Annotated in this window: 19 protein-coding genes; 16 read left to right on the forward strand and 3 right to left on the reverse strand. The window is 69.7% G+C overall.

All coding sequences use genetic code 11. From position 1 onward, the window contains the following. Positions 1–106: 106 nt before the first annotated feature. On the reverse strand, positions 107–481 hold the full coding sequence (locus tag OHA64_RS28155; protein WP_405617618.1) for a PLD nuclease N-terminal domain-containing protein: 375 nt from the start codon (positions 479–481) through the stop codon (positions 107–109). 87 nt (positions 482–568) lie between these two features. On the opposite strand from OHA64_RS28155, the gene OHA64_RS28160 reads away from it, so the two are divergent. The 14 genes from OHA64_RS28160 (at position 569) to OHA64_RS28225 (ending at position 16,416) form a co-directional block, all read left to right on the forward strand. Then, a complete protein-coding gene (locus OHA64_RS28160; protein WP_405617620.1) occupies positions 569–2,026 on the forward strand; it encodes a menaquinone biosynthesis decarboxylase in 1,458 nt (485 codons plus the stop codon). After that, on the forward strand, positions 2,023–2,925 hold the full coding sequence (mqnP, locus tag OHA64_RS28165; RefSeq protein ID WP_405617622.1) for a menaquinone biosynthesis prenyltransferase MqnP: 903 nt from the start codon (positions 2,023–2,025) through the stop codon (positions 2,923–2,925). Before OHA64_RS28160 ends, mqnP begins: the two co-directional genes overlap by 4 nt. 333 nt (positions 2,926–3,258) lie before the next feature. Beyond that, positions 3,259–4,566, forward strand: a complete 1,308-nt coding sequence (locus tag OHA64_RS28170) for an enolase C-terminal domain-like protein (RefSeq protein ID WP_405617624.1) — start codon at positions 3,259–3,261, stop codon at positions 4,564–4,566. A 512-nt stretch (positions 4,567–5,078) separates the two neighbouring features. After that, positions 5,079–6,038 (forward strand): ABC transporter permease, encoded by a 960-nt coding sequence (locus tag OHA64_RS28175; protein ID WP_405617626.1) that lies wholly within the window; start codon positions 5,079–5,081, stop codon positions 6,036–6,038. After that, positions 6,035–7,039 carry a carbohydrate ABC transporter permease gene (locus OHA64_RS28180; protein ID WP_405617628.1) on the forward strand — a complete coding sequence of 335 codons (1,005 nt, stop codon included), beginning with the start codon at positions 6,035–6,037 and terminating at the stop codon, positions 7,037–7,039. The genes OHA64_RS28175 and OHA64_RS28180 overlap by 4 nt, the downstream gene beginning before the upstream one ends. Positions 7,040–7,113: 74 nt before the next feature. Next, entirely contained in the window at positions 7,114–8,778 is a 1,665-nt protein-coding gene (locus OHA64_RS28185) for an ABC transporter substrate-binding protein (protein ID WP_405617630.1), read from the forward strand. Positions 8,779–8,891: 113 nt separating this feature from the next. Continuing rightward, positions 8,892–11,345, forward strand: a complete 2,454-nt coding sequence (locus OHA64_RS28190) for a glycosyl hydrolase family 95 catalytic domain-containing protein (RefSeq protein ID WP_405617632.1) — start codon at positions 8,892–8,894, stop codon at positions 11,343–11,345. Between the two features lie 140 nt (positions 11,346–11,485). After that, positions 11,486–12,133: a UbiX family flavin prenyltransferase gene (locus tag OHA64_RS28195; protein ID WP_405624145.1), complete on the forward strand. Its 648-nt coding sequence runs from the start codon at positions 11,486–11,488 to the stop codon at positions 12,131–12,133. 139 nt (positions 12,134–12,272) lie between these two features. Continuing rightward, positions 12,273–12,731, forward strand: coding sequence for an Lrp/AsnC family transcriptional regulator (locus tag OHA64_RS28200; protein WP_405617634.1), 459 nt, complete (start codon positions 12,273–12,275; stop codon positions 12,729–12,731). Positions 12,732–12,816: 85 nt separating this feature from the next. After that, entirely contained in the window at positions 12,817–13,980 is a 1,164-nt protein-coding gene (mqnE, locus tag OHA64_RS28205; RefSeq protein WP_405617636.1) for an aminofutalosine synthase MqnE, read from the forward strand. Between the two features lie 28 nt (positions 13,981–14,008). Next, the gene (locus tag OHA64_RS28210) at positions 14,009–14,662 is read left to right on the forward strand and encodes a UdgX family uracil-DNA binding protein (protein ID WP_405617638.1); all 654 of its coding nucleotides are present in this window, start codon (positions 14,009–14,011) and stop codon (positions 14,660–14,662) included. Between the two features lie 120 nt (positions 14,663–14,782). Next, the gene (locus OHA64_RS28215; RefSeq protein ID WP_405617640.1) at positions 14,783–15,307 is read left to right on the forward strand and encodes a GNAT family N-acetyltransferase; all 525 of its coding nucleotides are present in this window, start codon (positions 14,783–14,785) and stop codon (positions 15,305–15,307) included. Positions 15,308–15,413: 106 nt separating this feature from the next. Continuing rightward, complete coding sequence (locus OHA64_RS28220; RefSeq protein WP_405617642.1) at positions 15,414–15,713, forward strand: DUF4229 domain-containing protein; 300 nt, start codon at positions 15,414–15,416, stop codon at positions 15,711–15,713. A gap of 40 nt (positions 15,714–15,753) precedes the next feature. Continuing rightward, positions 15,754–16,416, forward strand: coding sequence for a TetR/AcrR family transcriptional regulator (locus OHA64_RS28225; RefSeq protein ID WP_405617644.1), 663 nt, complete (start codon positions 15,754–15,756; stop codon positions 16,414–16,416). On the opposite strand, the gene OHA64_RS28230 is transcribed toward OHA64_RS28225, so the two are convergent. Together OHA64_RS28230 and OHA64_RS28235 are read right to left on the reverse strand one after the other, a co-directional pair. Further along, on the reverse strand, positions 16,398–17,315 hold the full coding sequence (locus OHA64_RS28230) for a MaoC family dehydratase (RefSeq protein ID WP_405617647.1): 918 nt from the start codon (positions 17,313–17,315) through the stop codon (positions 16,398–16,400). The two genes, OHA64_RS28225 and OHA64_RS28230, sit on opposite strands and share 19 nt — an antisense overlap. Continuing rightward, positions 17,315–18,610: a 3-oxoacyl-ACP reductase gene (locus tag OHA64_RS28235; RefSeq protein ID WP_405617649.1), complete on the reverse strand. Its 1,296-nt coding sequence runs from the start codon at positions 18,608–18,610 to the stop codon at positions 17,315–17,317. The genes OHA64_RS28230 and OHA64_RS28235 overlap by 1 nt, the downstream gene beginning before the upstream one ends. A 98-nt stretch (positions 18,611–18,708) precedes the next feature. On the opposite strand from OHA64_RS28235, the gene OHA64_RS28240 reads away from it, so the two are divergent. Next, the gene (locus OHA64_RS28240) at positions 18,709–19,995 is read left to right on the forward strand and encodes an acetyl-CoA C-acetyltransferase (protein ID WP_405617651.1); all 1,287 of its coding nucleotides are present in this window, start codon (positions 18,709–18,711) and stop codon (positions 19,993–19,995) included. 254 nt (positions 19,996–20,249) lie between these two features. Continuing rightward, positions 20,250–22,163, forward strand: coding sequence for an AMP-dependent synthetase/ligase (locus OHA64_RS28245; protein WP_405617653.1), 1,914 nt, complete (start codon positions 20,250–20,252; stop codon positions 22,161–22,163). Positions 22,164–22,272 lie beyond the last annotated feature (109 nt).

The following is a 22,272-nucleotide window of genomic DNA, read 5'->3' on the forward strand; positions in this document are numbered from 1 at the left end:
TCCGCTCGGGACGGGTTCCGGCCCAGGGGCGCATTGTCCGCTTCGGGAGGCTCGTCGGCGTACAACCTGTAGGGACGGCCTGTAGGTAGGGACGGACCTGGTGACCTCAGTCGCTCTTCGGGTCGTCGCCGGGTCGCTTCTTGTCGTCGCCCCCGTCGTCCCCGTTGTCTCCGGACTCGTCCTTCAGGGACTTGAGGAACTCGGGATTGTCGTCCGGCGCCACCCACTGCCGCCCGCCGCCCCGGCTCCACGGCGATCCGGCGGAGCCCGTGAGGCCACCCGTGCCGCCCGCCCCGGCGGGTTGCCGCTTCTTGCCCGCGATCAGCCAGGAGATCGAGCCGGCCAGCGGGAACACCAGCACGAGGATCGCCCACAGCGGCTTGGGCATGTGGCGGACGTCCTCGTCCTTCGTGCTGATGCAGTCGATGAACGCGTACACGCTCAACGCCAGTGGCACGAGGAACATCAGTACCCGGAGCATGGGGCCTCTCATTGGAACGGTCGTCGGGGCCTCGAGCACGGACCCCAGGTACCCGGCCAGCGTAGCCGCTCGGGGATACTGGACCGCATGGCTTACGACGATCTTCGTTCCCTGCTCAGGGCCCTGGAGCGCGAGGGCGACCTCAAGCGGATCAAGGCCGAGGTGGACCCGTACCTGGAGATCGGGGAGATCGTCGACCGGGTGCAGAAGTCCGGCGGCCCCGCGCTGCTCTTCGAGAACGTGAAGGGCTCCGACATGCCCCTCGCGATGAACGTCTTCGGGACCGACCGGCGGCTGCTGAAGGCGCTCGGCCTGAAGTCGTACGGCGAGATCTCGGAGAAGATCGGCGGGTTGCTGCGGCCCGAACTGCCGCAGGGGTTCATCGGCGTGCGCGAGGCCTTCGGGAAGCTCGGCGCGATGACGCACGTCCCGCCGAAGAAGGTGAAGTCAGGGGACGCGCCGGTGCAGGAGGTCGTGCTCCAGGGCGACGACGTCGACCTCGACCGGCTGCCCGCGCTCTTCACCTGGCCGAAGGACGGCGGCTCCTTCTTCAACCTGGGGCTCACCCACACCAAGGACCCGGAGAGCGGGATCCGCAACCTCGGGCTCTACCGCCTCCAGCGGCACGACAAGCGCACCATCGGCATGCACTGGCAGATCCACAAGGACAGCCGCAACCACTACCAGGTGGCGGCGAGGAGGGGCGAGCGCCTGCCGGTCGCGATCGCCTTCGGGTGCCCGCCGGCCGTGACGTACGCGTCCACCGCCCCGCTGCCCGGGGACATCGACGAGTACCTCTTCGCCGGGTTCCTCGCCGGCAAGCGGATCGAGATGGTCGACTGCAAGACGGTCCCGCTCCAGGTGCCGGCGCAGGCGGAGGTCGTGATCGAGGGCTGGCTGGAGCCCGGCGAGATGCTGCCCGAGGGCCCCTTCGGCGACCACACCGGTTTCTACACCCCGCAGGAGCCCTTCCCCGCGCTGAAGATCGACTGCGTGACGATGCGGAAGCGGCCGCTGCTCCAGTCGATCGTCGTGGGCCGCCCTCCGACGGAGGACGGACCGCTGGGCCGCGCCACGGAACGGTTCTTCCTGCCGCTCCTCAAGATCATTATCCCGGACATCGTGGACTACCACCTGCCCGAGGCCGGTGGCTTCCACAACTGCGCGATCGTCTCGATCGACAAGAAGTACCCGAAGCACGCGCAGAAGGTGATGCACGCGGTCTGGGGGGCCCACATGATGTCCCTGACCAAGCTGATCGTGGTCGTCGACGCGGACTGCGACGTCCACGATCTGCACGAGGTCGCCTGGCGGGCGCTCGGCAACACCGACTACGCCCGTGACCTGTCCCTCGTCGAAGGCCCCGTCGACCATCTCGACCACGCCTCCTACCAGCAGTTCTGGGGCGGCAAGGCGGGCATCGACGCGACGAGGAAGTGGCCCGAGGAGGGCTACACCCGCGACGGCGGCTGGCCCGACATGGTGGAGTCCGATCCCGAGACGGCGGCGAAGGTCGACCGCCGCTGGAAGGAGTACGGCCTGTGAGCAGCGCGTCAGCCGCTCTTCCCCAACCGGGGCGCGCCAAGGCGTTCCTGCGCCTGGTGATGATCGAGCACTCGGTCTTCGCCCTGCCCTTCGCGTACATCGCCGCACTGACGGCCATGTTCCAGTGGGACAAGGACATCCACTGGGGCCGGCTGCTGCTGGTCACCATCTGCATGGTGGGCCTGCGCACCTTCGCGATGGCGGTCAACCGGATCATCGACCGCGAGATCGACGCGAGGAATCCGCGTACGGCGCATCGCGAACTCGTGACGGGCGCGATGTCGGTCCGCCACGCCTGGACGGGCGCGCTGATCGCGCTGGTGGTCTTCATCGTCTCGGCGGCCCTGCTGAACCCGCTGTGCCTGGCCCTCGCTCCCGTCGCGGTGATCCCGATGGTGGTCTATCCGTACGGCAAGCGGTTCACCAACTTCCCGCAGGCCATCCTCGGTCTCGCGCAGGCGATCGGTCCGATCGGCGGCTGGCTCGCCATCACCGGCGAGTGGTCCTGGGACGCGGTGATCCTGGGTCTGGCCGTCGGCATCTGGATCGGCGGCTTCGACCTGATCTACGCCTGCCAGGACGTGGAGACCGACCGGGAGGTCGGCGTGCTGTCGGTCCCGGCCCGCTTCGGCATCCCGGCGGCGGTCTGGGGGGCGCGGGTCTGCCACGCGCTCACCACGGCGTTGTTCGTCTGGTACGCGGTGGTGACGGACGCGGGCACCTTCTTCTGGCTGGGCCTGATGATCGTGGCCGGCGCCTTCGTCTACGAGCACTCGATCGTGCGCCCGCACGACCTGTCCCGCTTGAACAGGGCGTTCTTCAGCGTCAACGGCTTCATCGGCATCGCCTTGTTCGGGTGCGCGCTGCTGGATCTGCTGGTGCGTGGTCTGACGGTGTGAGCGGCGGCGGGGGCGGCGGCCGCGACGGCCGCCGCCGTAGGACACCGTCTTAGTACGGGTGCAGCGGCACCCTAGCAATACATCCCATGTCCTCGGTGGCCGGGGGAGGGGTGTCCGGGGCCGCCACCGTCCGTGAAGCGGATAACCGCAGGACTCGCGGTCACATACATAATTTCCTGCCCCAGGTATGGACATGGGCATTCGTTGGCCTGTAGATACATCCCATGTCCGATACCTGTTGTTCTACAGGGACCGCCAGCGACGCTTGACGGCAGGTGGTTGCCATGATTCCGAACCGACACCACGGCCCGCGGGCCGGGACGGCCACGCACCATGACTGAACTGATCAGCGCCCTCGAAGCGGTGGATGTACGGTTCCCGACCTCGCGCGAACTCGACGGCTCCGACGCCTTGAACCCCGAACCCGACTACTCGGCCGCCTATGTGACGCTCCGTACGAGCGGTGGTGACGAGGGACACGGGCTGGCCTTCACGGTGGGGCGCGGCAACGACGTCGAGGTCGCCGCCGTACGGGCCCTGGCCCCCTTGGTGGTCGGGCTGCCGGTGGAGGAGGTCCTGGCCGATCTCGGCGGCTTCTCCCGGCGGTTGACCGGAGACAGCCAACTGCGCTGGCTGGGACCGGAGAAGGGCGCCATCCACATGGCCGCCGCGGCGATCGTCAACGCCGTGTGGGACCTGTACGGGCGCCGCACGGGAAAGCCGGTCTGGCTGCTGCTGTCCGAGCTGTCGCCGGAGCAGCTCGTCGACCTGGTCGACTTCCGCTACCTGGAGGACGCGCTGACCCGCGACGAGGCGCTGGAGATCCTGCGCCGCGCGGAGCCGGGCCGTGCCGGGCGCACCGCCCACCTGCTGGAGCACGGCTATCCGGCGTACACGACGACACCGGGCTGGCTCGGCTACGACGACGAGAAGCTGGTGCGGCTGTCCAAGGAGGCGGTCGCCGACGGTTTCTCCCAGATCAAGCTGAAGGTGGGCGCCGACCTCGACGCAGACGTCCACCGGCTGCGGCTGGCCCGCGAGGCGGTCGGTCCGGACATCCGGATCGCCGTGGACGCCAACCAGGCCTGGGGAGTTCAGCAGGCGATCGACTGGATGGGCTCGCTCGCCCCCTTCGACCCGTACTGGATCGAGGAACCCACCTCACCCGACGACATCCTCGGACACGCCACGGTCCGCAGGGCGCTGGCGCCCGTGAAGGTGGCCACCGGCGAGCACACCCACAACCAGGTCATGTTCAAACAGTTTCTCCAGGCGGGAGCGCTGGACATCCTGCAGATGGACGCCAGCCGCACCGCCGGGGTCACGGAGAACGTCGCCGTCCTGCTGCTGGCCGCCAAGTTCGGGGTCCCGGTCTGCCCGCACGCCGGCGGTGTCGGACTCTGCGAGATGGTGCAGCACCTGGCGATGTTCGACTACGTCGCCGTCAGCGCCGGCACCGAGAACCGTGTGATCGAGTACGTCGACCATCTGCACGAGCACTTCACCGACCCCGTGCGCATCCGCGACGGCCACTACCTCGCACCGACCGCTCCCGGCATCAGCGCTCAACTGCACCCGGCCTCCGTGGCAGCCCACCGCTACCCGGACGGTCCCGTATGGCAGGAGGAGGCCGGCACATGAGCGACGATCCCCCCGAGGTCGCGGGCCTGCCCGAGCGGGCGCCGTACTCGGCGACCGAGGGCGCCGTCCTCTCCCTTCCCCGGGCGATCGCGGCCGACCTCTTATTACCCTGAGGAATCCGCGGTGACCGTCATCCCCCCGGCGCCGCTGACGCTTCGTGGACCGGGCGCCTGCTGGAGCGCGCCCCCGCCGACGAGGCAGAACGCGCCGCACTCACGCCCGCCCTCCCCAGGGGACGCCGGGCCACCGCCGACGAGGCGCCGCGACCATCGCCTGCCTCGCGAGCCCACTGTCCGGTTCCCTCACCGGCACCGACCTCGCCGTGGACGCACGCACGCACGGATCACGGCTCCGCCCGTGGGGCCGGCCTTCGTCAGTGCCCCCCAGGTCCCATCCCCGCACGGCCAGCAAGGAGACACAGCAATGGGCAGTTGGACCCACCGGCCGGCCGGGCTGCCGCGGCGCGCCCGTCGCCCGGTCCGCACGCGCCGCTTGGCCTCGGGAGCCTAGAGATGTCCCAGTACAGCGTGGCGAAGCCGCTCCGCCTGCCGAAGGTGAGCGTGCGGCGCAGGGCCCGGCGCAGTTTCAGTCGTCACTGGACGCTCTACCTGCTGATGCTCGTGCCGCTCGTCCATCTGGCGATCTTCAAGTACGTCCCCATGACCAACGCGGTCATCGCCTTCAAGGACTACAACATCATCAGGGGCGTCTGGGGAAGCGACTGGGTGGGCCTGCGCAACTTCCAGCTGATATTCCGCAACCCGGTCTTCTGGCAGCTGGTGCAGAACACCTTCCTGCTGTCCTTCTACGCGGTGATCGCCAGCTTCCCGGTGCCGATCATCCTGGCGCTCGCGCTGAACGAGATCCGGCAGGGGATCTTCAAGCGGACCGTGCAGATGGTGACGTACGCGCCGTACTTCATCTCCACCGTTGTCGTCGTCTCGATGACGATCATGATCCTGTCTCCCCAAACAGGTCTCATCAGCCATGTCACGGGCTTCTTCGGCGTCGACAGGACGGACCTGCTGGCGGACGCGGACTACTTCCGCCACATCTACGTCTGGTCGGACATCTGGCAGACGGCGGGCTATTCGGCCGTGATCTATCTGGCCGCACTCGCCGGTGTCGACCAGTCGCTGTACGAGGCGGCACGTGTCGACGGTGCCTCGCGGCTGCAGAAGATCTGGCACGTCGACCTGCCGAGCATCATGCCGACCGCCGTGATCATCCTCGTCCTCGCCGTCGGCAACATCATGTCCATCGGCTTCGAGAAGGCCTTCCTGCTGCAGAACCCGATGAACCTCAGCTCCTCGGAGATCATCGCCACCTACGTCTACAAGACCGGCCTGCTCAACGCCGACTTCAGCCAGGCGACCGCCATCGGACTGCTCAACTCGGTGGTCAATCTGGTCCTGCTGGTCTTCGTGAACTTCGCCGCCAAACGGCTCACCGGAAGCGGGGTGTGGTCATGAGCCCGTCACAGATCACCGCGGTCGCCGGCCCGGAGGGCCATGACAGCCCGGCAACTCCCGGCGCACGCCGGGGTTCTGGCTCTCCGCGTCCGCTCCCGCTCCGACGGCGTGGCAGCCGGAGGATTCAGGAGAGCCGGGTCGACCGGATGTTCCTGTTCTGCACCTACCTGCTGCTGTGCACGTTCCTGGCGGTCGTTCTGCTTCCGCTGCTGAACATCGTCGCCAGTTCCTTCAGCAACCCGATCGCCGTCTCGTCCGGCCGGGTGCTGTTCTGGCCGGTCGAATTCTCCCTGCGCGGCTACGAAGTCGCCCTGAGCAGCCCGCAGATCATCACCGGGTTCCTCAACTCGCTCTTCTACACGGTGTTCGGCACGCTCATCAGCGTCACCTTCACCATCGCCCTCGCCTATCCCCTGTCACGCAAGAGCCTGTTCGGGCGGGGCCCGCTGATAGGCGTCGTGATCTTCACCATGCTGTTCTCCGGCGGCCTGATCCCCACCTATCTGGTGGTCCAGGAACTCGGGATGATCAACACCCGCTGGGCGCTGATCATCCCGCAGGCCATCGGCGTCTGGCAGGTCGTCATCGCCAGCACCTACTTCCGCACCATGATCCCCGACGAGTTGTACGAGGCCGCGCAACTCGACGGCTGCGGGGATCTGCGCTTCCTGTGGAAGGTCGCCCTGCCCCTGGCCAAACCGATGGTCGCCGTCATAGCGCTGATGTACGCCATCGCCCAGTGGAACTCCTACTTCGACGCCCTGCTCTACCTCAAGGACGCCGATCTCTACCCGATCCAGCTGGTGCTGCGGAACATCCTCATCCTCAACACCAGCCCCGGCGGCATGACGGACACCGCCCAGATGCTGGAACGCCAGCAGCTCGCGGACCTGCTCAAGTACTCCCTGATCGTCATCGCGAGCGTGCCCGTCCTGCTCATCTACCCCTTCGTCGCCCGCTACTTCACCAAGGGAATCATGATCGGCGCGATCAAGGGCTGAGCAGACCCGGCCTTCCCCGCGCTCGCCCCTCACCTCCCCCTTGCCATCCCCCTGTCACCAGAAGGGACTTCCCCATGCCTCGTTCACCCCTGCTCACGAGAGCAGCGGTCGCCGGGACGCTGCTCGCGACCCTGGCGGCCTGCACCAGCGGTTCGTCCGGCGACAACGACACGTCCAAGCCGCTCCCCAAGATCACCGGGAACCCGCCGGTCACCCTCGACGTCTTCGCTCCCCAGGCCGCGGACCAGAACCTCAAGACCAATGCGTTCACCAAGCTGATCAAGCAGAAGTTCAACATCACCATCAACTGGCAGACGACCACCCAGGACGGCGGCCCGGCCAAGGAGAAGCGCCAGATCTCGCTGGCCAGCGGCGACCTGCCCGACCTGTACCTGCTGATTCCCTGGGTCGACCAGTTCAGCCAGACGGAGCTCCTCAAGCTGTCCACCCAGGGCGTCATCCAGCCGCTGAACCAGTTGATCGACCAGTACGGCCCCAACATCAAGAAGGCGTTCGCCGACGTCCCCGCGTACAAGCGGATGGCCACCGCGCCCGACGGCAAGATCTATGGAATGCCCCAGTGGGTCGACTGCTTCCACTGCTCGTATCCGGCCAAGCTGTGGATGAACAGTGAGTGGCTGAAGAAGCTGGGGCTGAAGCAGCCGACCACCACCGACGAGTTCCGCGACGTGCTCCGCGCCTTCAAGACGAAGGACCCCAACGGCAACGGCAAGGCCGACGAGGTTCCGCTGAGCGGGGACACCGGGGACACGATCATCCCGTACCTGATGAACGCCTTCATCGACACCCCGACCGGCAACGTCTCCCCCGACACCAACCCCACCCTGGTCCTGAACGACGGCAAGGCCGACATCCAGGCGAACAAGGCGGGCTGGCGCGAGGGCCTGAAGTACATCAAGTCGCTCTACGACGAAGATCTGATCGACAGCAGCGTCTTCACCCAGAACGCGGAGGCCCTGATGAAGCTGGGCGACCACGCGGGTGGAGTGATCCTGGGCTCGGCGACGGTGATGCACCCGCAGATAGCCGTCACTGGGGGCCAGAAGGACGGCCGCGACCTGCAGTACGACGCGCTGCCTCCGCTGACCGGCCCGGAGGGCAAGAGCTCCGCGACGTATGCCTCGTCGTCGGTGCCCGGAGCGACCTTCGTCCTCACGACCAAGGCCTCGCAGACCGAGCAGATCCAGGCGATCAAGATGCTGAACTACATCTTCAGCGAGGAGGGTGAGCTCAACGGCATGTTCGGCCCGGAGGGCCCAGGGTGGGCCACGCCCGGCCCGAAGGACATCGCACTCGACGACAGCGTGAAGGCGAGGTACAAGCGCGGGACCGCACCCGCCAACGGCAACTGGGGGGCGCTGACGCAGTACAACAACACCAAGCAGTTCCGCAACACGCAGGCCGTGGCCAAGGACCCCAAGACGGTGGACGGATGGGAGCGCCGGCTCTTCGACGCCACGAAGCTCTACGAGGGACACGAGTCCAAGTCATCGATCCCGTTCCCCTACGGGGAGGCATGGATCGCCCCTGCACAGGCGGGCGAACTCGCCACGCTCCAGACGAACATCGGCACCTTCGTACAGCAGAGCGCCGTGCAGTTCATCACCGGCAAGAAGTCCCTCGACTCCGACTGGGACTCGTACCTCAAGAACCTCGACCAGCTCGGGCTGAAGCGCTTCCTGGAGATCTACCAGGAGGCCTACGACAAGACACACTGATCCGGAATGGCCGGTGCCGCCGAGCGCGGCAGACGGTACCGGCCGCCCACGGTGAACCGCCCCTGCCGACCTGTGACCCTCGACCACATTCACCAAGGACAAGGCAACAAGCGATGCACTCCGCACGCCCCCCGGCGGACGACACGACCACGCCCTCGCGGGCCCTGATCCCGCTCCCCGACCGCGGGATCCACGACACCGCTCCCGCCGATGCGTGGACCGACGGCTTCCTGACCGGTAACGGCGAGTACGGGGCCGTGGTGTACGGGGACCCGGCGCTGGAGAAGGTCGTCCTCAACGACCACCGCCTCGTCCTGCCGAACGGCACCCGCGACGTCACCCCGCCGGTGCTCGCCGACCGGCTGGAAGCGGTGCGGGACAAGGCGCTGGCCGGGGACTACGCCGGAGCGAACCGGGACTTCGCCGCCGGGTGGGAGCTGCGCTGGACCCAGACGTACCATCCCGCCTACGAGCTGCGGATCACCACCGCGGACGGCCCCGCCGCCGACCGGTACGACCGGGACGACCGGTACACGCGGGTCACCGACTTCCGCACGGGTGAGGTCACCTCCGCCTGGACGGACGCGCACGGCACCTGGTCCCGGCGGATCTTCGTATCCCGCGCCGACCGGGTCGTCGTCCACGAACTGGCGCCCGCCCCGGGCCGCACCGTCGACGTCACCCTGGGCGTGCACACCGCGCTCGACGACACCGCGACCGACCACGGCGGGGGCGACACCCTGCACACCCGCATGACGTTCACCACCCTGGCCGACGTCGGGGAGGGCTCAGGGTGGCTGAACCTGCGCGCCACCTACCCCGAGGGCCTGGGCGCCTACGGCTACGAGGGCGTCACCCGCGTCGTGCCGACCGGCGGCACGGTCGCCGTCAGCGGCTCGACCGTCGTCGTCACAGGGGCGGCCAGGCTCACCCTCCTGACCCGACTGGACAGGTACGAGACGCCCACCGACTGGGACACCCGGCCCCTGCACGCCGGGCTGGCCGCCCTGGACTCCGACTACGAGGTACTGCTCGCCCGCCATACGGAGATCCACTCGGAACTGTACGACCGCTCCCGCCTCGACCTGAACGTCCCCGAGGCCGACCGCCGACGGTCGACCACCGAGCTCATCGCCCGTCAGAACGCCGACCGCGGCGTCATCGATCCCGCCCTGCTGGAGCGGCTCTACGACTCCGGCCGCTACCTCTTCCTCAGCTCCAGCGGCATCCTGCCACCCCGCCTGACCGGCATCTGGACGGGTGCGTGGACCGCCGCCTGGGCCGGTGACTTCACCACCGACGCCAACGTCAACCTCCAGGTCGCGGGCGGCAACATCCTCGACCTCACCGAGGCCATGGAGGGCTACTTCGACCTGATCCTCGGTCAGCTGAACCACTGGCGCACCAACGCCGGCCACCTTTACGGCGCCCGTGGCTTCCTCGCCCCCTCCCGTACCGACGGCGAGTACGGCCACATGCTGCACTTCGACGGCGGCGACTTCCCCGGCCACTGCTGGACAGGCGGCGCCGACTGGCTGCTCCACCCGCTCCTGGAGTACTACGAGATCACCGGCGACCAGGCGTTCCTGCGGAGCAGGCTCGGCCCCGCGTTGATCGAACTGGCCCTGTTCTACCAGGACTTCCTCACCCGCACGGACACGAACGGCAACGCGGTCTTCGTGCCGTCCTTCTCCATGGAGAACGCCCCGGGCAGCACGGGCGAGTACCTGTCCGTCAACGCCACCGGCGACATCATGGCCGGCCGACACGCCCTCCGCGCCGCCATCGACGCCGCGGACGCCCTCGGCGTCGAACAGGGCAGCGGCGAGGGCGTCGAACGCTGGACGGCACTGCTCGACAGGATCCCCGACTACCGGATCAACGAGGACGGCGCGCTCGCCGAATGGTCCTGGCCCGGCCTGACCGACCACTACGACCACCGCCACATCCAGCACCTGTACGCCGTCTGGCCCCTGCACGAGATCAACCCGGAGGAACGGCCCGACCTGGTGGCCCCGGCACTCAGGGCGCTCGAACTGCGTGGAGACCAGAACCTCTCCGCACACGGCAGCCTGCACCGCGCCCTGGCGGCGGCCCGGCTCAAGGACGGCGCCCAGGTGTACGACAACCTCCGGAAGGTCATCGGCGGTGACATGCTCTTCCGGTCGCTGATGACCTCCCACAATCCCGGGCGGCACATCTACAACGCCGACGCGGCGAACGCCCTGCCCGCCGTACTGGCCGAGGCGCTGCTCTACACGAGGCCCGGCGTTCTCGAACTCCTTCCCGCACTGCCCGAGCAGTGGGACAAGGGCACGATCACCGGCATCCGGGGCCGGGGCGGAATCCGTGTGCACGCTGTGGACTGGGATCTGTCCGACGGCACCGCGACGGTGACCGTCACCTCGGACCGGACCCAGGACGTCACGCTGATCAGCCGCCGCGGCATCACGGCCGTCAGCACTTCCGCACAGGTCGGTGCCTCCATGCTCGGCCCGCATGCCCGGAACATCTCCCTCACCGCCGGGCACCGCACACGGATCACGGTCTCCCTCCCGACGGCCTGACACCCACGCACAGCTGACCGGCTGACACTCGCCGCCGACGCCGTTCCTCTGCCCCGACTGTGACGACCTGACCGGCCGGTCCTGAGTACGTCCTCGCGCGCCGGTACGCTCGGGGTGTGAACGCAGGAGAATCGCAGCGCGTGCCTTGGATCGTGGGGGTCTCTGGGGCGTCCGGTACGCCGTATGCCGCCGCCGTCCTGCGGGCGTTGCTGGACGCGGGGGAGTGTGTCGACCTGATCGTCAGCCGGGCCTCGCGGCTCACCCTGCTCGACGAGACCGGGATCTCCTTCCGGGACGCTCACTGGCGGGACGACCTGCGGGAATGGCTGGCCAGGGGGGCCGACGGAAAGCCCGACAGCTTCCCGGTGGAGATCGACCGGGTGCGGTACTGGGGCGCCGGGGACCTGGCGGCCGGGCCGTCCTCGGGGTCGTACCCCTCGAAGGGGATGCTGATCGTGCCCGCGTCGACCGCGTGTGTCGCGGGTGTCGCGCTGGGGCTGTCGAAGGACCTGCTCCAGCGCGCCGCGAGCGTGACCCTGAAAGAGCGCCGTCCCCTGGTCGTGGCGGTACGGGAGGCACCCCTGGGCGGCCAGACACTGCGGCACCTGGTCGCCCTGGACGACGCCGGCGCGAGCGTGGTGCCCGCCTCGCCGGGCTTCTACTCGGGCGCCACCCACATCCAGGACCTGGTGGACTTCGTCGCCGGCCGGGTCCTCGACGCGGCGGGCGTGGCTCACGGGCTCTACCGCCGCTGGAAGGGCGAGCTGGGCGGCTCCAGGCCCCGGTGAGCGGCGTGCCGGCCGGCGTACCCCTCAACTCCGGGAACTCTCGGACCTCCTCGGACCATCTCCTCACCTCCTCAGACATCCCAGATCTCTTCAGACCTTCAGACCTCTTCAGACCTCTTCAGCGGAAGGCTTCGATCGCATGGACGCGGTGGACAGGCAGCTCATCCAGGCCCTGAGGGAGAACGGCCGGGCCTCCTACGCGGAGCTGGGGCGCCTCGTCGGTCTGTCGGGACCCAGCGTCACCGACCGCATCAACCGGCTGGAGGCGGCCGGTGTCATCACCGGTTACCGCGCCACCGTCGACTCCGCCTCGCTCGGTCTCGGCGTCATCGCCCTCATCGGCATCTCACTCTCCGACGCCGCCGACCACGAGGACGTGGCCGCCCGGCTGAAGGACCTCAGCGAGATCGAGGACTGCTGGTTCATCGCGGGCGACGACTCGTTCATGCTCAAGGTGCGGGCGACGGACGTGGACGGCCTGGAGAAGATCATCCGGCGGTTGTCGGGAACCAAGGGCGTGTCCCGGACCCGTACCACGATCGTGCTCTCCACGAAGTGGGAGAACCGGGTCGGGGAGCTGCCCGAAGAGGTGGCGTAGGCGCGTTGAGCGCCGTTCGGGGGCGCCTCCCGCCCGAAGAGCGGGGGCGTACGGTTGTCGGATTCGTCGGAGAAAGGTTGTGGGCATGGATCTCGGGCTCAAGCGCGAGCTGGAGGAGAAGGTCAGGGCCGGTGAACGGCTGACCCGTGAGGACGGCATCGCGCTGTACGAGTCGGACGACCTGGCCTGGCTCGGCGGACTCGCGCACGAGGTGCGGACGCGCAAGAACGGTGACGTCGTCCACTTCAACGTCAACCGTCACCTCAACATGACCAACGTGTGCACGGCGTCCTGCGCCTACTGCTCGTTCCAGCGCAAGCCGGGCGAGAAGGACGCGTACACGATGCGTATCGAGGAGGCGGTGAAGCTCGCCAAGGCGATGGAGGGCGACAACCTCACCGAGCTGCACATCGTCAACGGGCTGCACCCGAACCTGCCGTGGCGCTACTACCCGCGCTCGCTGAGCGAGCTGAAGAAGGCGCTGCCGAACGTCTCCCTCAAGGCCTTCACGGCCACCGAGATCCACCACTTCGAGACCATCTCCGGGCTCGGCGCGAGTGAGATCCTCGACGAGCTGATCGACTCCGGTCTGGAGTCGCTGACCGGTGGCGGCGCGGAGATCTTCGACTGGGAGGTCCGTCAGCACATCGTCGACCACCGCACCCACTGGGAGGACTGGTCGCGCATCCACCGGCTGGCGCACGAGAAGGGTCTGAAGACCCCGTGCACCATGCTCTACGGCCACATCGAGGAGCCCCGCCACCGGGTGGACCACGTGCTGCGGCTGCGTGAGCTCCAGGACGAGACCGGCGGCTTCCAGGTCTTCATCCCGCTGCGCTACCAGCACGACTTCGTGGACATGAAGGACGGCAAGGTCCGCAACCGTCTCCAGGCGCGCACGCAGATGGCGACGGGCGCGGAGGCGCTGAAGACCTTCGCGGTCTCCCGGCTGCTGTTCGACAACGTCCCGCACGTCAAGGTCTTCTGGGTCATGCACGGCGTCCAGACGGCCCAGCTGGCCCTCCAGCACGGCGCCGACGACATGGACGGCTCGGTCGTCGAGTACAAGATCACCCACGACGCCGACAACTACGGCACCCCGAACAAGCTCACCCGCGAGGACCTCCTCGACCTCATCCGCGACGCCGGCTTCCGCCCCGTCGAGCGCAACACGCGCTACGAGATCCTCCGCGAGTACGACGGCCCCGACCCGGCCCGCCGGGAGTCGCCGCAGCCGATGCGCGTGTGAGGCGCCGCGGGCGCGGTACCCGGCGGACGTGAGTCCCCGTACGGCCGCGCCCGAAGACGCGCACACCGCGGAACCCTTCGTCCCCTCCCGGGGCGGGCTCCCCGCCCTGCGCCGCGCCGCCGCCGACTGCCGGGGCTGCCCCCTGCACCGGGACGCCACGCAGACCGTGTTCGGGACGGGCGCGGCCGACGCCCGCGTGATGCTCGTCGGGGAGCAGCCCGGCGACCAGGAGGACCGGCAGGGCGAACCGTTCGTCGGCCCGACCGGGCGGCTGCTGGACCGGGCGCTCGCGGAGGCGGGCATCGACCCCGACGACGCGTACGTCACCAACGCCGTCAAGCACTTCAAGTTCACGCGGCCCGAGCCGGGCAAGCGCCGGATCCACAAGCCGCCGACGCTGCGGGAGATGACGGCATGCGCGCCGTGGCTCGCCGCCGAGTTGGCGATCGTCGAACCGGAGCTGATCGTGGTGCTGGGCGCCACCGCCGGCAAGGCCCTGCTCGGGTCGTCGTTCCGGGTCACGCAGGTGCGCGGGACGGTTCTGGAGGAGGAGATCCACGGGCGCCCGGAACGGCTGGTGCCGACCGTGCACCCGTCGTCGGTGCTGCGTGCGGACGACCGGGAGAGCGCGTACCAGGGGCTGGTCGCCGACCTGAAGGTGGCGGCGCGGGCCTTGGGGTGACGTGTGTGACCTGCCTGAGCGCGCGACGTGCGTGATGTACGTGACGCACGTCATGCACGTGACGCACGTGACGTCGAAACGCCCTTGAGGCGAGCCTGGCGTAATAACTAATCTTCGCTCATGCCCCTTACCTTCACTCTCGATCCGGCCGTCACCCCCGAACTGCGCGACGGCCTCCTCGACCTGTGGACGGACGTCTCCAACGCGGGCGGCGCCGTCGGTTTCGTGGCACCCGTGAGCCGGGAGGCGATCCGGCCGGAGCTGGTGAAGCACTTCGCGGGGATGGCCGAGGGGCGCGCCCGGCTCCTCGTCGGGCACGACGAGGAAGGGCAGGTCGCCGCGGCCTCCTTCCTCACCTTCAACACGCACCGGCTGATGAGGCACTGGCTGTGGCTCTACACGGTGATGGTCCATCCCCGGCACCAGGGCAAGGGGTACGGCCGGGACCTGCTGGCCGCCGCCGCGGACACGGCCCGCACCCTCGACGGCATCGAGGCGATCCGGCTCACCTGCCGCGGCGGCCTCGGCCTGGAGCGGTTCTACGGCTCCTGCGGCTACAAGGAGGTCGGCCGGATACCCGACGCGATACGCGTCGCCCCCGGCGACGACCGCGACGACGTGGTCATGCTGCTGCCGCTGCACTGACCAGGCGTACACCCCCTGACGCCCCCTGACACCCCCTTCCAAGATCGGATGTCCGGCGTGCTTCACTGGACAGTGCCCCTTTTTGGAATCGGAAGAGTGGATTGAGATGCTCCGCTACACGCTGATGCGCCTCGGGATCTTCGTGGGCTGCCTCGTGGTCGTCTGGGGCCTCGTCTACTCCGGCGTCGCCCCGCGTGGCCTCGGCGCCTCCAACGGCATGTGGGTCGTCCTGCTGGCCCTGGTGATCTCCGCCCCGATCAGCTTCGTGGTGCTCCGCAAGGAACGCGACCGCGCCTCGATCCAGGTCGTGCGGAAGGTGGACCGTGTGAAGGCCAACCTGGAGGCGAACCGCAACCAGGAGGACACCGCCGACGACACGGCACGGGCCCAGGGCCAGGCTTCCTGACCTGACTCCGAGTGGTCGGCACCCAACTACTCTGTGTCTCATGGGTGCCGTGAAGAGCAAGCGGATGCCGCGGGCGGTCCGGGAGCAGCAGATGCTGGACGCCGCCGTACGGACCTTCGGCCAGCGCGGGTACATGGCCGCGTCGATGGACGAGATCGCCGAACTGGCGGGCGTGTCCAAGCCGTTGGTGTATCTGTACCTGAACTCGAAGGAAGACCTCTTCACCGCCTGCATCCGGCGGGAGGCGCGGGCGCTCACCGAGTCGGTCCGGGCCGCGGTGGGGTCCGGTCTGCCGGCCGACCGTCAACTCTGGGACGGGCTGCGGGCGTTCTTCGGACACACCGCGCAGAACCCGGACGGCTGGTCGGTCCTGCACCTCCAGGCCCGCACCCACGGTGAGCCGTTCGCCGCCGAGGTCACCGCGATGCGTGCGGAGTTGGTCGCGTTCGTGACCCAGCTGATCGTCGTCGCGGCCCGGGCCGCGCACCGGGACCCCGATCTGCCGGAGCGGGAGGTCGCCGGTCTGGCCGAGTCCCTGGTCGGCGCCGCCGAGTCGCTGGCCGCGTGGGCCAACGCGACTGACGGTGTCACCGCCCGGCAGGCGGCGGCGACCCTGATGAACTTCGCGTGGGCGGGCCTGGGGAACCTGATGGAAGGGCACCCCTGGTCACCGCCCGACTCCGTTCATGAGACGAGCGGGTAGACGCCCCCGGTCACATGGGTCCGGCCGTCCGCGGCGCGCAGTTCGAAGAGCCCGTCCTCGGCCGCGTACGTGACCGTCCCCGGCAGTGACACCGGCGCCCGGAAGTCGGCCCGCATCACGGCGGCGGCCGGGGTGCCGTGCGCGGCCAGACAGCGGGCCACCGTCCACATGCCGTGCGCGATGGCCCGGCGGAAGCCGAACAGCCGGGCAGTCAGGGCGTACAGGTGGATCGGGTTGCGGTCCCCGGAGGCCGCGCCGTACCGCCGCCCCACGTCCCCGGCGAGCCGCCACTCGGTGACGGCGGGCAGGGGGTCCCGCCGGTCGGTCACGGAGGCCGCGGAGGTCACGGGGGCCGCGGAGTCCGGCGGCCGGTCAGTGCGGTGCCGGGCCAGATACGTGCTCCTCGACTCCCACACCACCTCGTCCCCTTCCGGTCCGCCGTCCTCCGTCCGCCCCGCGTCCGCCGTCCGCACCTCGGTGACCACCGCGGCCTCGGTGCCGCGCCGATGTGGCGCCAACTCGTCGACATAGACCGTGAATTGGTACTCCCCGGTCGCGGTCATCGCCCGCCGCTGGGTGATCTCGATTGACGTGTGGACCAGCCCGAGCAGCGGCAGCGGGAAGTCCCGTCCGCTCATCAGCCGCATGGCCAGCGGGAAGCCGAGGACGTGCGGATACGTCGGCGGCAGCGCGTCGTCCCCGGTCGCGAACCCGCACACCCGCTCGTAGGCGGCCAGTCGCGCCAGGTCGACGCGCAGGCCGGGCAGCACCAGCCGGGTGCGGGGGAAGTCCGCGTCCGGGCGGGGCCGTTTGAACGGGGACAGCAGGGCGCCCCGGGTGAGCAGGGGCGCGAGCGAGGGGGAGCCGGTCAGGGTCGTGGTCGTCGGCGCGGTCGTCACTACGCCCCCAACAGGCTCTGGCCGCACACCCGCACGACCTGCCCGTTGACCGCCCCGGAGGCCGGGTGGGCGAACCAGGCGGTGGTCTCGGCGACGTCGACGGGCAGACCGCCCTGCGCGAGGGAGTTCATACGGCGGCCCGCCTCCCTGATGAACAGGGGGACCGCGGCCGTCATCCTCGTCTCGATGAACCCGGGCGCGACCGCGTTGACCGTCACCCCGTGTTCGGCGAGGGCACGCGGCGCGAGGGCGCGCACCAGCCCGGCGACGCCCGCCTTGCTCGCGCCGTAGTTCGTCTGGCCCGCGTTGCCGGCCAGACCCGCGATGGAGGCGGTCGCGACGATCCGGCCGCCCCGCCTGAGCGTTCCGGCCGCGAGCAGCGCGTCCGTCGTGCGCAGCACGCTCGCCAGGTTCACCTCCAGCACCGGACTCCAGCGCTCGAAGGGCATGTTGACGAGCCGCCGGTCGCGGGTGATGCCCGCGTTGTGGATCAGGACGTCCAGGCCGTCGGGCAGGGCGGCGGCGATCCGCTCGCCCGCGTCCGCCGCCGTGATGTCGAGGGCGAGCGCGGTGCCGCCGAGCCGTTCGGCGACCCGCCGCGCGTCCGTCGCCGCCTGCGGTACGTCCAGGACGACGACCCGCGCCCCGTCCCGCGCCAGCGTCTCGGCGACCGCCTCCCCGATCCCGCGCGCGCCGCCGGTGACCAGCGCGGTCCGGCCGGCCAGGGGGAGGTCCCAGTCGTCGGGCGCGGTGACCTGCCGGCCGCCCACCTCGATCACCTGGCCGCTGACGTAGGCGGACTTGGGGGAGAGCAGGAAGCGCAGGGTCGACTCGGCGGCGAGCGCGTAGGCCGACCGGACGAGGTTCACGGTCCTGCCCCGGCCGATCTCCTTGCCGAGCGAGCGCACGAACCCTTCGAGAGCCTGCTGGGCGGCGGCCTGGTGGTGGTCGACGGCATCGAGTGGGGCGCCGAGCACCACCACCCGGCCGCTCGCGGCGACCGACCGCACGACGGGGTGCAGCGCCGTGTGGACGTCGGCGAGGCCCTCGACGTCCCGGACGCCGGTGGCGTCGAGGAGGACGGCGGCGGGACGCTCGGAGGAACGGGTCAGAGCGAGGCCCGTGGCGGTGAGGTCCAGGTCGGACCCGCCCGCGGTGAGGTGCAGCAGATCGCCGCCGAGGGTGGGGTGCTCGGGCGACCAGCGTTTCAGCGGGGCGGGCTGGGGGAGGCCGAGGCGCCGGGTCAGGAAGCGGCCGGGCGTGGTGCCGGTGAAGCTCAGATAGCGGTCGACCATGTCATCTCCCAGCTGCGGTCACTGTCCTTACCCGCTTCCTTACTCTGAAGTAAGGTTACCGAAGGTAAGCCTACGTCAAAGGTGAGGAGCGGGTCGACATGAGCCCCTTGAAACCGCCGGTGGCACGGCGTGTGGCGGTCGTCGCCGGCGCCCGCGTCCCCTTCGCCCGCTCCGACGGGCCGTACGCCACCGCATCGAACCGGCAGATGCTGACCGCCGTACTGGACGGCCTGGTCGAGCGGTGCGGCCTCGAAGGGCCGGGCGCGGTGGGTGAGTTCGTCGCCGGAGCCGTCCTCAAGCACAGCCGTGACTTCAGCCTGGCCCGCGAGACCGTCCTCGGCTCGAAGCTGGACGCCCGCACACCGGCGTACGACATCCAGCAGGCCTGCGGGACCGGACTGCAGGCCGTGATCGCCGCCGCCAACAAGATCGCCCTCGGGCAGACCGAGTCAGCGATCGCGGGCGGCGCCGACACCGCGAGCGACGCACCGCTGGGCGTCAACGACCACCTGCGGCGGATCCTGCTGGAGGCACGGCGGGCGAAGTCACCGCTCGGCCGGGTCAAGGCGCTCACCCGCGTGCGCCCGTCCCACCTCGTCCCCGACATCCCGCGCAACGCCGAGCCGCGCACCGGACTGTCGATGGGTGAACACGCGGCCGTGACCGCCCGGCTGTGGGGGATCACCCGCGAGGCCCAGGACGAGCTGGCCGCGCTCAGTCACCGGCGACTGGCGGCGGCGTACGAACGCGGCTTCTTCCAGGACCTGGTGGTGCCTTTCCGCGGGCTGGCCCGCGACCAGAACCTGCGCCCCGGTTCGACGGCGGAGAAACTGGCCACGCTGAAGCCGGTGTTCGGGCTGGACGCGCCCGACCCGACCATGACCGCGGGCAATTCGACCCCGCTGACGGACGGGGCCGCGGTCGTCCTGCTGGCGTCGGAGGAGTGGGCCGAGGCGCGCGGCCTCGAACCGCTGGCGTACCTCACCACGTACGAGACGGCGGCCGTGGACTTCGTGGGCGGTGATGTGGTCGGCGGCGAGGACGGGCTGCTGATGGCACCGGCCCACGCGGTCCCGCGCATGCTGGAGCGGGCCGGCCTCGGGCTGGCGGACTTCGACCTCCTGGAAGTCCACGAGGCGTTCGCCTCCCAGGTGCTGGCGACGCTCGCCGCCTGGGAGAAGCGGGGGCTGGGCACGGTGGACCGGGCCCGTCTGAACGTCGCCGGCTCCTCCCTCGCGACCGGGCACCCGTTCGCGGCGACCGGCGCGCGGATCGTGGCGACGCTCGCCAAACTGCTCGCCGAACGAGGCTCCACCGGGCGGGGGTTGATCTCCGTGTGCGCGGCGGGCGGCCAGGGAGTCACGGCGGTCCTGGAGCGGCACTGACAGCCGTCCTGACCATGGCCAGCCGTACTGATCGGGGGCAACGTGAATCTTCCTCACGTAACCTCCGAGGTTGCACATCCCCGGCTCCGAAACGCCCCCGAACCCGCACCAACCTTCCACGAGGGCCCCGTACGATCACCGTCCTAACCCCCGGTAACCCGGTAATTCGCAACAGTCGGTGAACGTACCGGTACGTTCCGCACGTACCACTTGCAGCAGAGTGGAACCGAGCTGCACGCCTCAGGAGCTGCCCCATGTCCCTCTCCTACCTGTCCGGCCACGACTACGACGGCGCGCCCGTTCTGGTCGCGCCGGAGATCCGGCGACTGGACGGCGAGGTCCGGGAGGTGTCCGTGCCGCCGATCGCCCCGCCGGTCACCCACGGCTCCCTGGCGGACCTGCCCTTCGACAACGCCGACGCGGCTCCCGAGCACCAGGTGCTCAGCCGCCGCACGGAGGACGGGCACTGGGAGCATGTGACGGCCGTCCAGTTCGCCGAGCAGGTACTGGCGTTGGCGAAGGGCATGATCGCGGAGGGGCTGGCGCCCGGGGACCGGATCGCCGTCATGGCCCGCACGATCTACGAGTGGACGCTCCTCGACTTCGCCGCGTGGGCCGCCGGCCTGGTCACCGTGCCGATCTACCCCACCTCCTCCGTCTTCCAGACCCGCTGGATCCTCCAGGACTCCGGGGCGGTGGCCCTGGTGACGGAGCACGCGTCCCAGGCGGCGGCGCTCGGCCCGGAGCTCAGCCGGCTGCCCGATCTGAGCCACGTGTGGATCATCGAGAAGGGCCATCTGGAGCGGCTGGCGGAACTCGGCCAACCGGTCCCCGACCAGGAAGTCGACGTACGCCGGGGGATGCTGGGCCCGGGCGCCCTCGCCACCGTCGTCTACACCTCGGGCACGACGGGCCGCCCCAAGGGCTGTGTGCTGACGCACGGGAACTTCCTCGCCGAGGTCGACAACGCGATCGAACTCCTCCACCCCGTCTTCCGGTCGAAGTCCTCCGACGAGCTCGCCACCCTCCTCTTCCTCCCCATGTCCCACGTCTTCGGCCGCATGGTGGCGATCGCGTGCGTCCGCGCCCGGGTTCGGCTGGGCCATGTGCCGAGCCTTCAGGCGGAGAGTCTGGTGGCCGAGCTCGGTGCCTTCAGACCGACGTTCCTGCTGTGTATCCCGTACATGCTCGAGAAGGTCTTCAACAGCGCCCGCGCCAAGGCGGAGAGCGGCGGCCGGGCGACCGCCTTCGACCGCGCGGTGAACGTGGCCGTCCGCTACGGAGAGGCCATGGAGGCCCGCCTGGCCGGCACCGGCTCCGGACCGGGCACCACTCTGAAGGCCGCCCGCTCCTTCTACGACTCCCTCATCTACCGCCGGATCCGCAACGCCATGGGCGGCCGGGTCCGCCACATCATCAGCGGCGGCTCACCCCTCGGCCGCCGGCTCGCCGCGTTCTACGCGGGCGCGGGCATGGAGATCTACGAGGGCTACGGCCTGACCGAGTCGACCGGCGCGGCCACGGTCACCCCGCCGCTCAAGCCGCGTCTGGACACGGTCGGCTGGCCGCTGCCCGGCACCAAGGTGCGGATCGCGGCGGACGGCGAGATCCTGCTCAGCGGGGAGCATGTGTTCCGTGGCTACTGGGACCCGCACGGCGGCGGGGTGAGCCCCGCGTCCGCCGACGGCTGGTTCCCCACCGGCGACATCGGCCGCCTCGACGACGAGGGGTACCTCACGATCACCGGCCGCAAGAAGGAGATCCTCATCACCGCGGGCGGCAAGAACGTGGCCCCCGCCCCGCTGGAGAACTGGCTGCGCTCCCACCCCCTGATCTCCCAGTGCATCGTCCTGGGCGACCGCCGCCCCTACATCTCCGCCCTGATCACCCTGGACATGGGGGGCGTCTCCCACTGGCGCCGGATGAACGGCAAGCACCCCGTCCCCGCCGAACTGCTCGTCGACGACGATGAGTTGCGCGGCATCCTCCAGCGCGCGGTCGACGAGGCCAACAAGCTCGTCTCCCGCCCCGAGTCCATCCGCCGCTTCACCGTCCTGCCGACCGACTTCTCGGAGGAGACCGGCCATCTGACGCCGTCGATGAAGCTGCGACGGGAGACGGTGCTGAAGGATTTCGCGCAGGAGGTGGAGGGACTGTACGAGCGGTGAGCCGAGGCTCGCTCACACCCTCCGCCTGCCCGCACATGTCCCGCGGTGGGGCCTGGGAAAAGGCAGGAGCCCCGTCGCCTTGCGGCGCGGGGCTCCTTGGGTACTGCTA

It is taken from the genome of Streptomyces sp. NBC_00076 (genome assembly GCF_045041235.1).
GTDB lineage: Bacteria > Actinomycetota > Actinomycetes > Streptomycetales > Streptomycetaceae > Streptomyces.

Bases quoted from the DNA above. Each gene is read 5' to 3' on its own strand.
- OHA64_RS28200 (WP_405617634.1), top strand. From the start codon at position 12,273: ATGGACGCGGTGGACAGGCAGCTCATCCAGGCCCTGAGGGAGAACGGC.
- OHA64_RS28180 (WP_405617628.1), top strand. From the start codon at position 6,035: ATGAGCCCGTCACAGATCACCGCGGTCGCCGGCCCGGAGGGCCATGAC.
- OHA64_RS28190 (WP_405617632.1), top strand. From the start codon at position 8,892: ATGCACTCCGCACGCCCCCCGGCGGACGACACGACCACGCCCTCGCGG.
- OHA64_RS28225 (WP_405617644.1), top strand. From the start codon at position 15,754: ATGGGTGCCGTGAAGAGCAAGCGGATGCCGCGGGCGGTCCGGGAGCAG.
- OHA64_RS28185 (WP_405617630.1), top strand. From the start codon at position 7,114: ATGCCTCGTTCACCCCTGCTCACGAGAGCAGCGGTCGCCGGGACGCTG.
- OHA64_RS28215 (WP_405617640.1), top strand. From the start codon at position 14,783: ATGCCCCTTACCTTCACTCTCGATCCGGCCGTCACCCCCGAACTGCGC.
- OHA64_RS28240 (WP_405617651.1), top strand. From the start codon at position 18,709: ATGAGCCCCTTGAAACCGCCGGTGGCACGGCGTGTGGCGGTCGTCGCC.
- OHA64_RS28245 (WP_405617653.1), top strand. From the start codon at position 20,250: ATGTCCCTCTCCTACCTGTCCGGCCACGACTACGACGGCGCGCCCGTT.
- OHA64_RS28155 (WP_405617618.1), bottom strand. From the start codon at position 481: ATGCTCCGGGTACTGATGTTCCTCGTGCCACTGGCGTTGAGCGTGTAC.
- mqnE (WP_405617636.1), top strand. From the start codon at position 12,817: ATGGATCTCGGGCTCAAGCGCGAGCTGGAGGAGAAGGTCAGGGCCGGT.
- OHA64_RS28235 (WP_405617649.1), bottom strand. From the start codon at position 18,610: ATGGTCGACCGCTATCTGAGCTTCACCGGCACCACGCCCGGCCGCTTC.
- OHA64_RS28220 (WP_405617642.1), top strand. From the start codon at position 15,414: ATGCTCCGCTACACGCTGATGCGCCTCGGGATCTTCGTGGGCTGCCTC.
- OHA64_RS28175 (WP_405617626.1), top strand. From the start codon at position 5,079: ATGTCCCAGTACAGCGTGGCGAAGCCGCTCCGCCTGCCGAAGGTGAGC.
- OHA64_RS28160 (WP_405617620.1), top strand. From the start codon at position 569: ATGGCTTACGACGATCTTCGTTCCCTGCTCAGGGCCCTGGAGCGCGAG.
- OHA64_RS28170 (WP_405617624.1), top strand. From the start codon at position 3,259: ATGACTGAACTGATCAGCGCCCTCGAAGCGGTGGATGTACGGTTCCCG.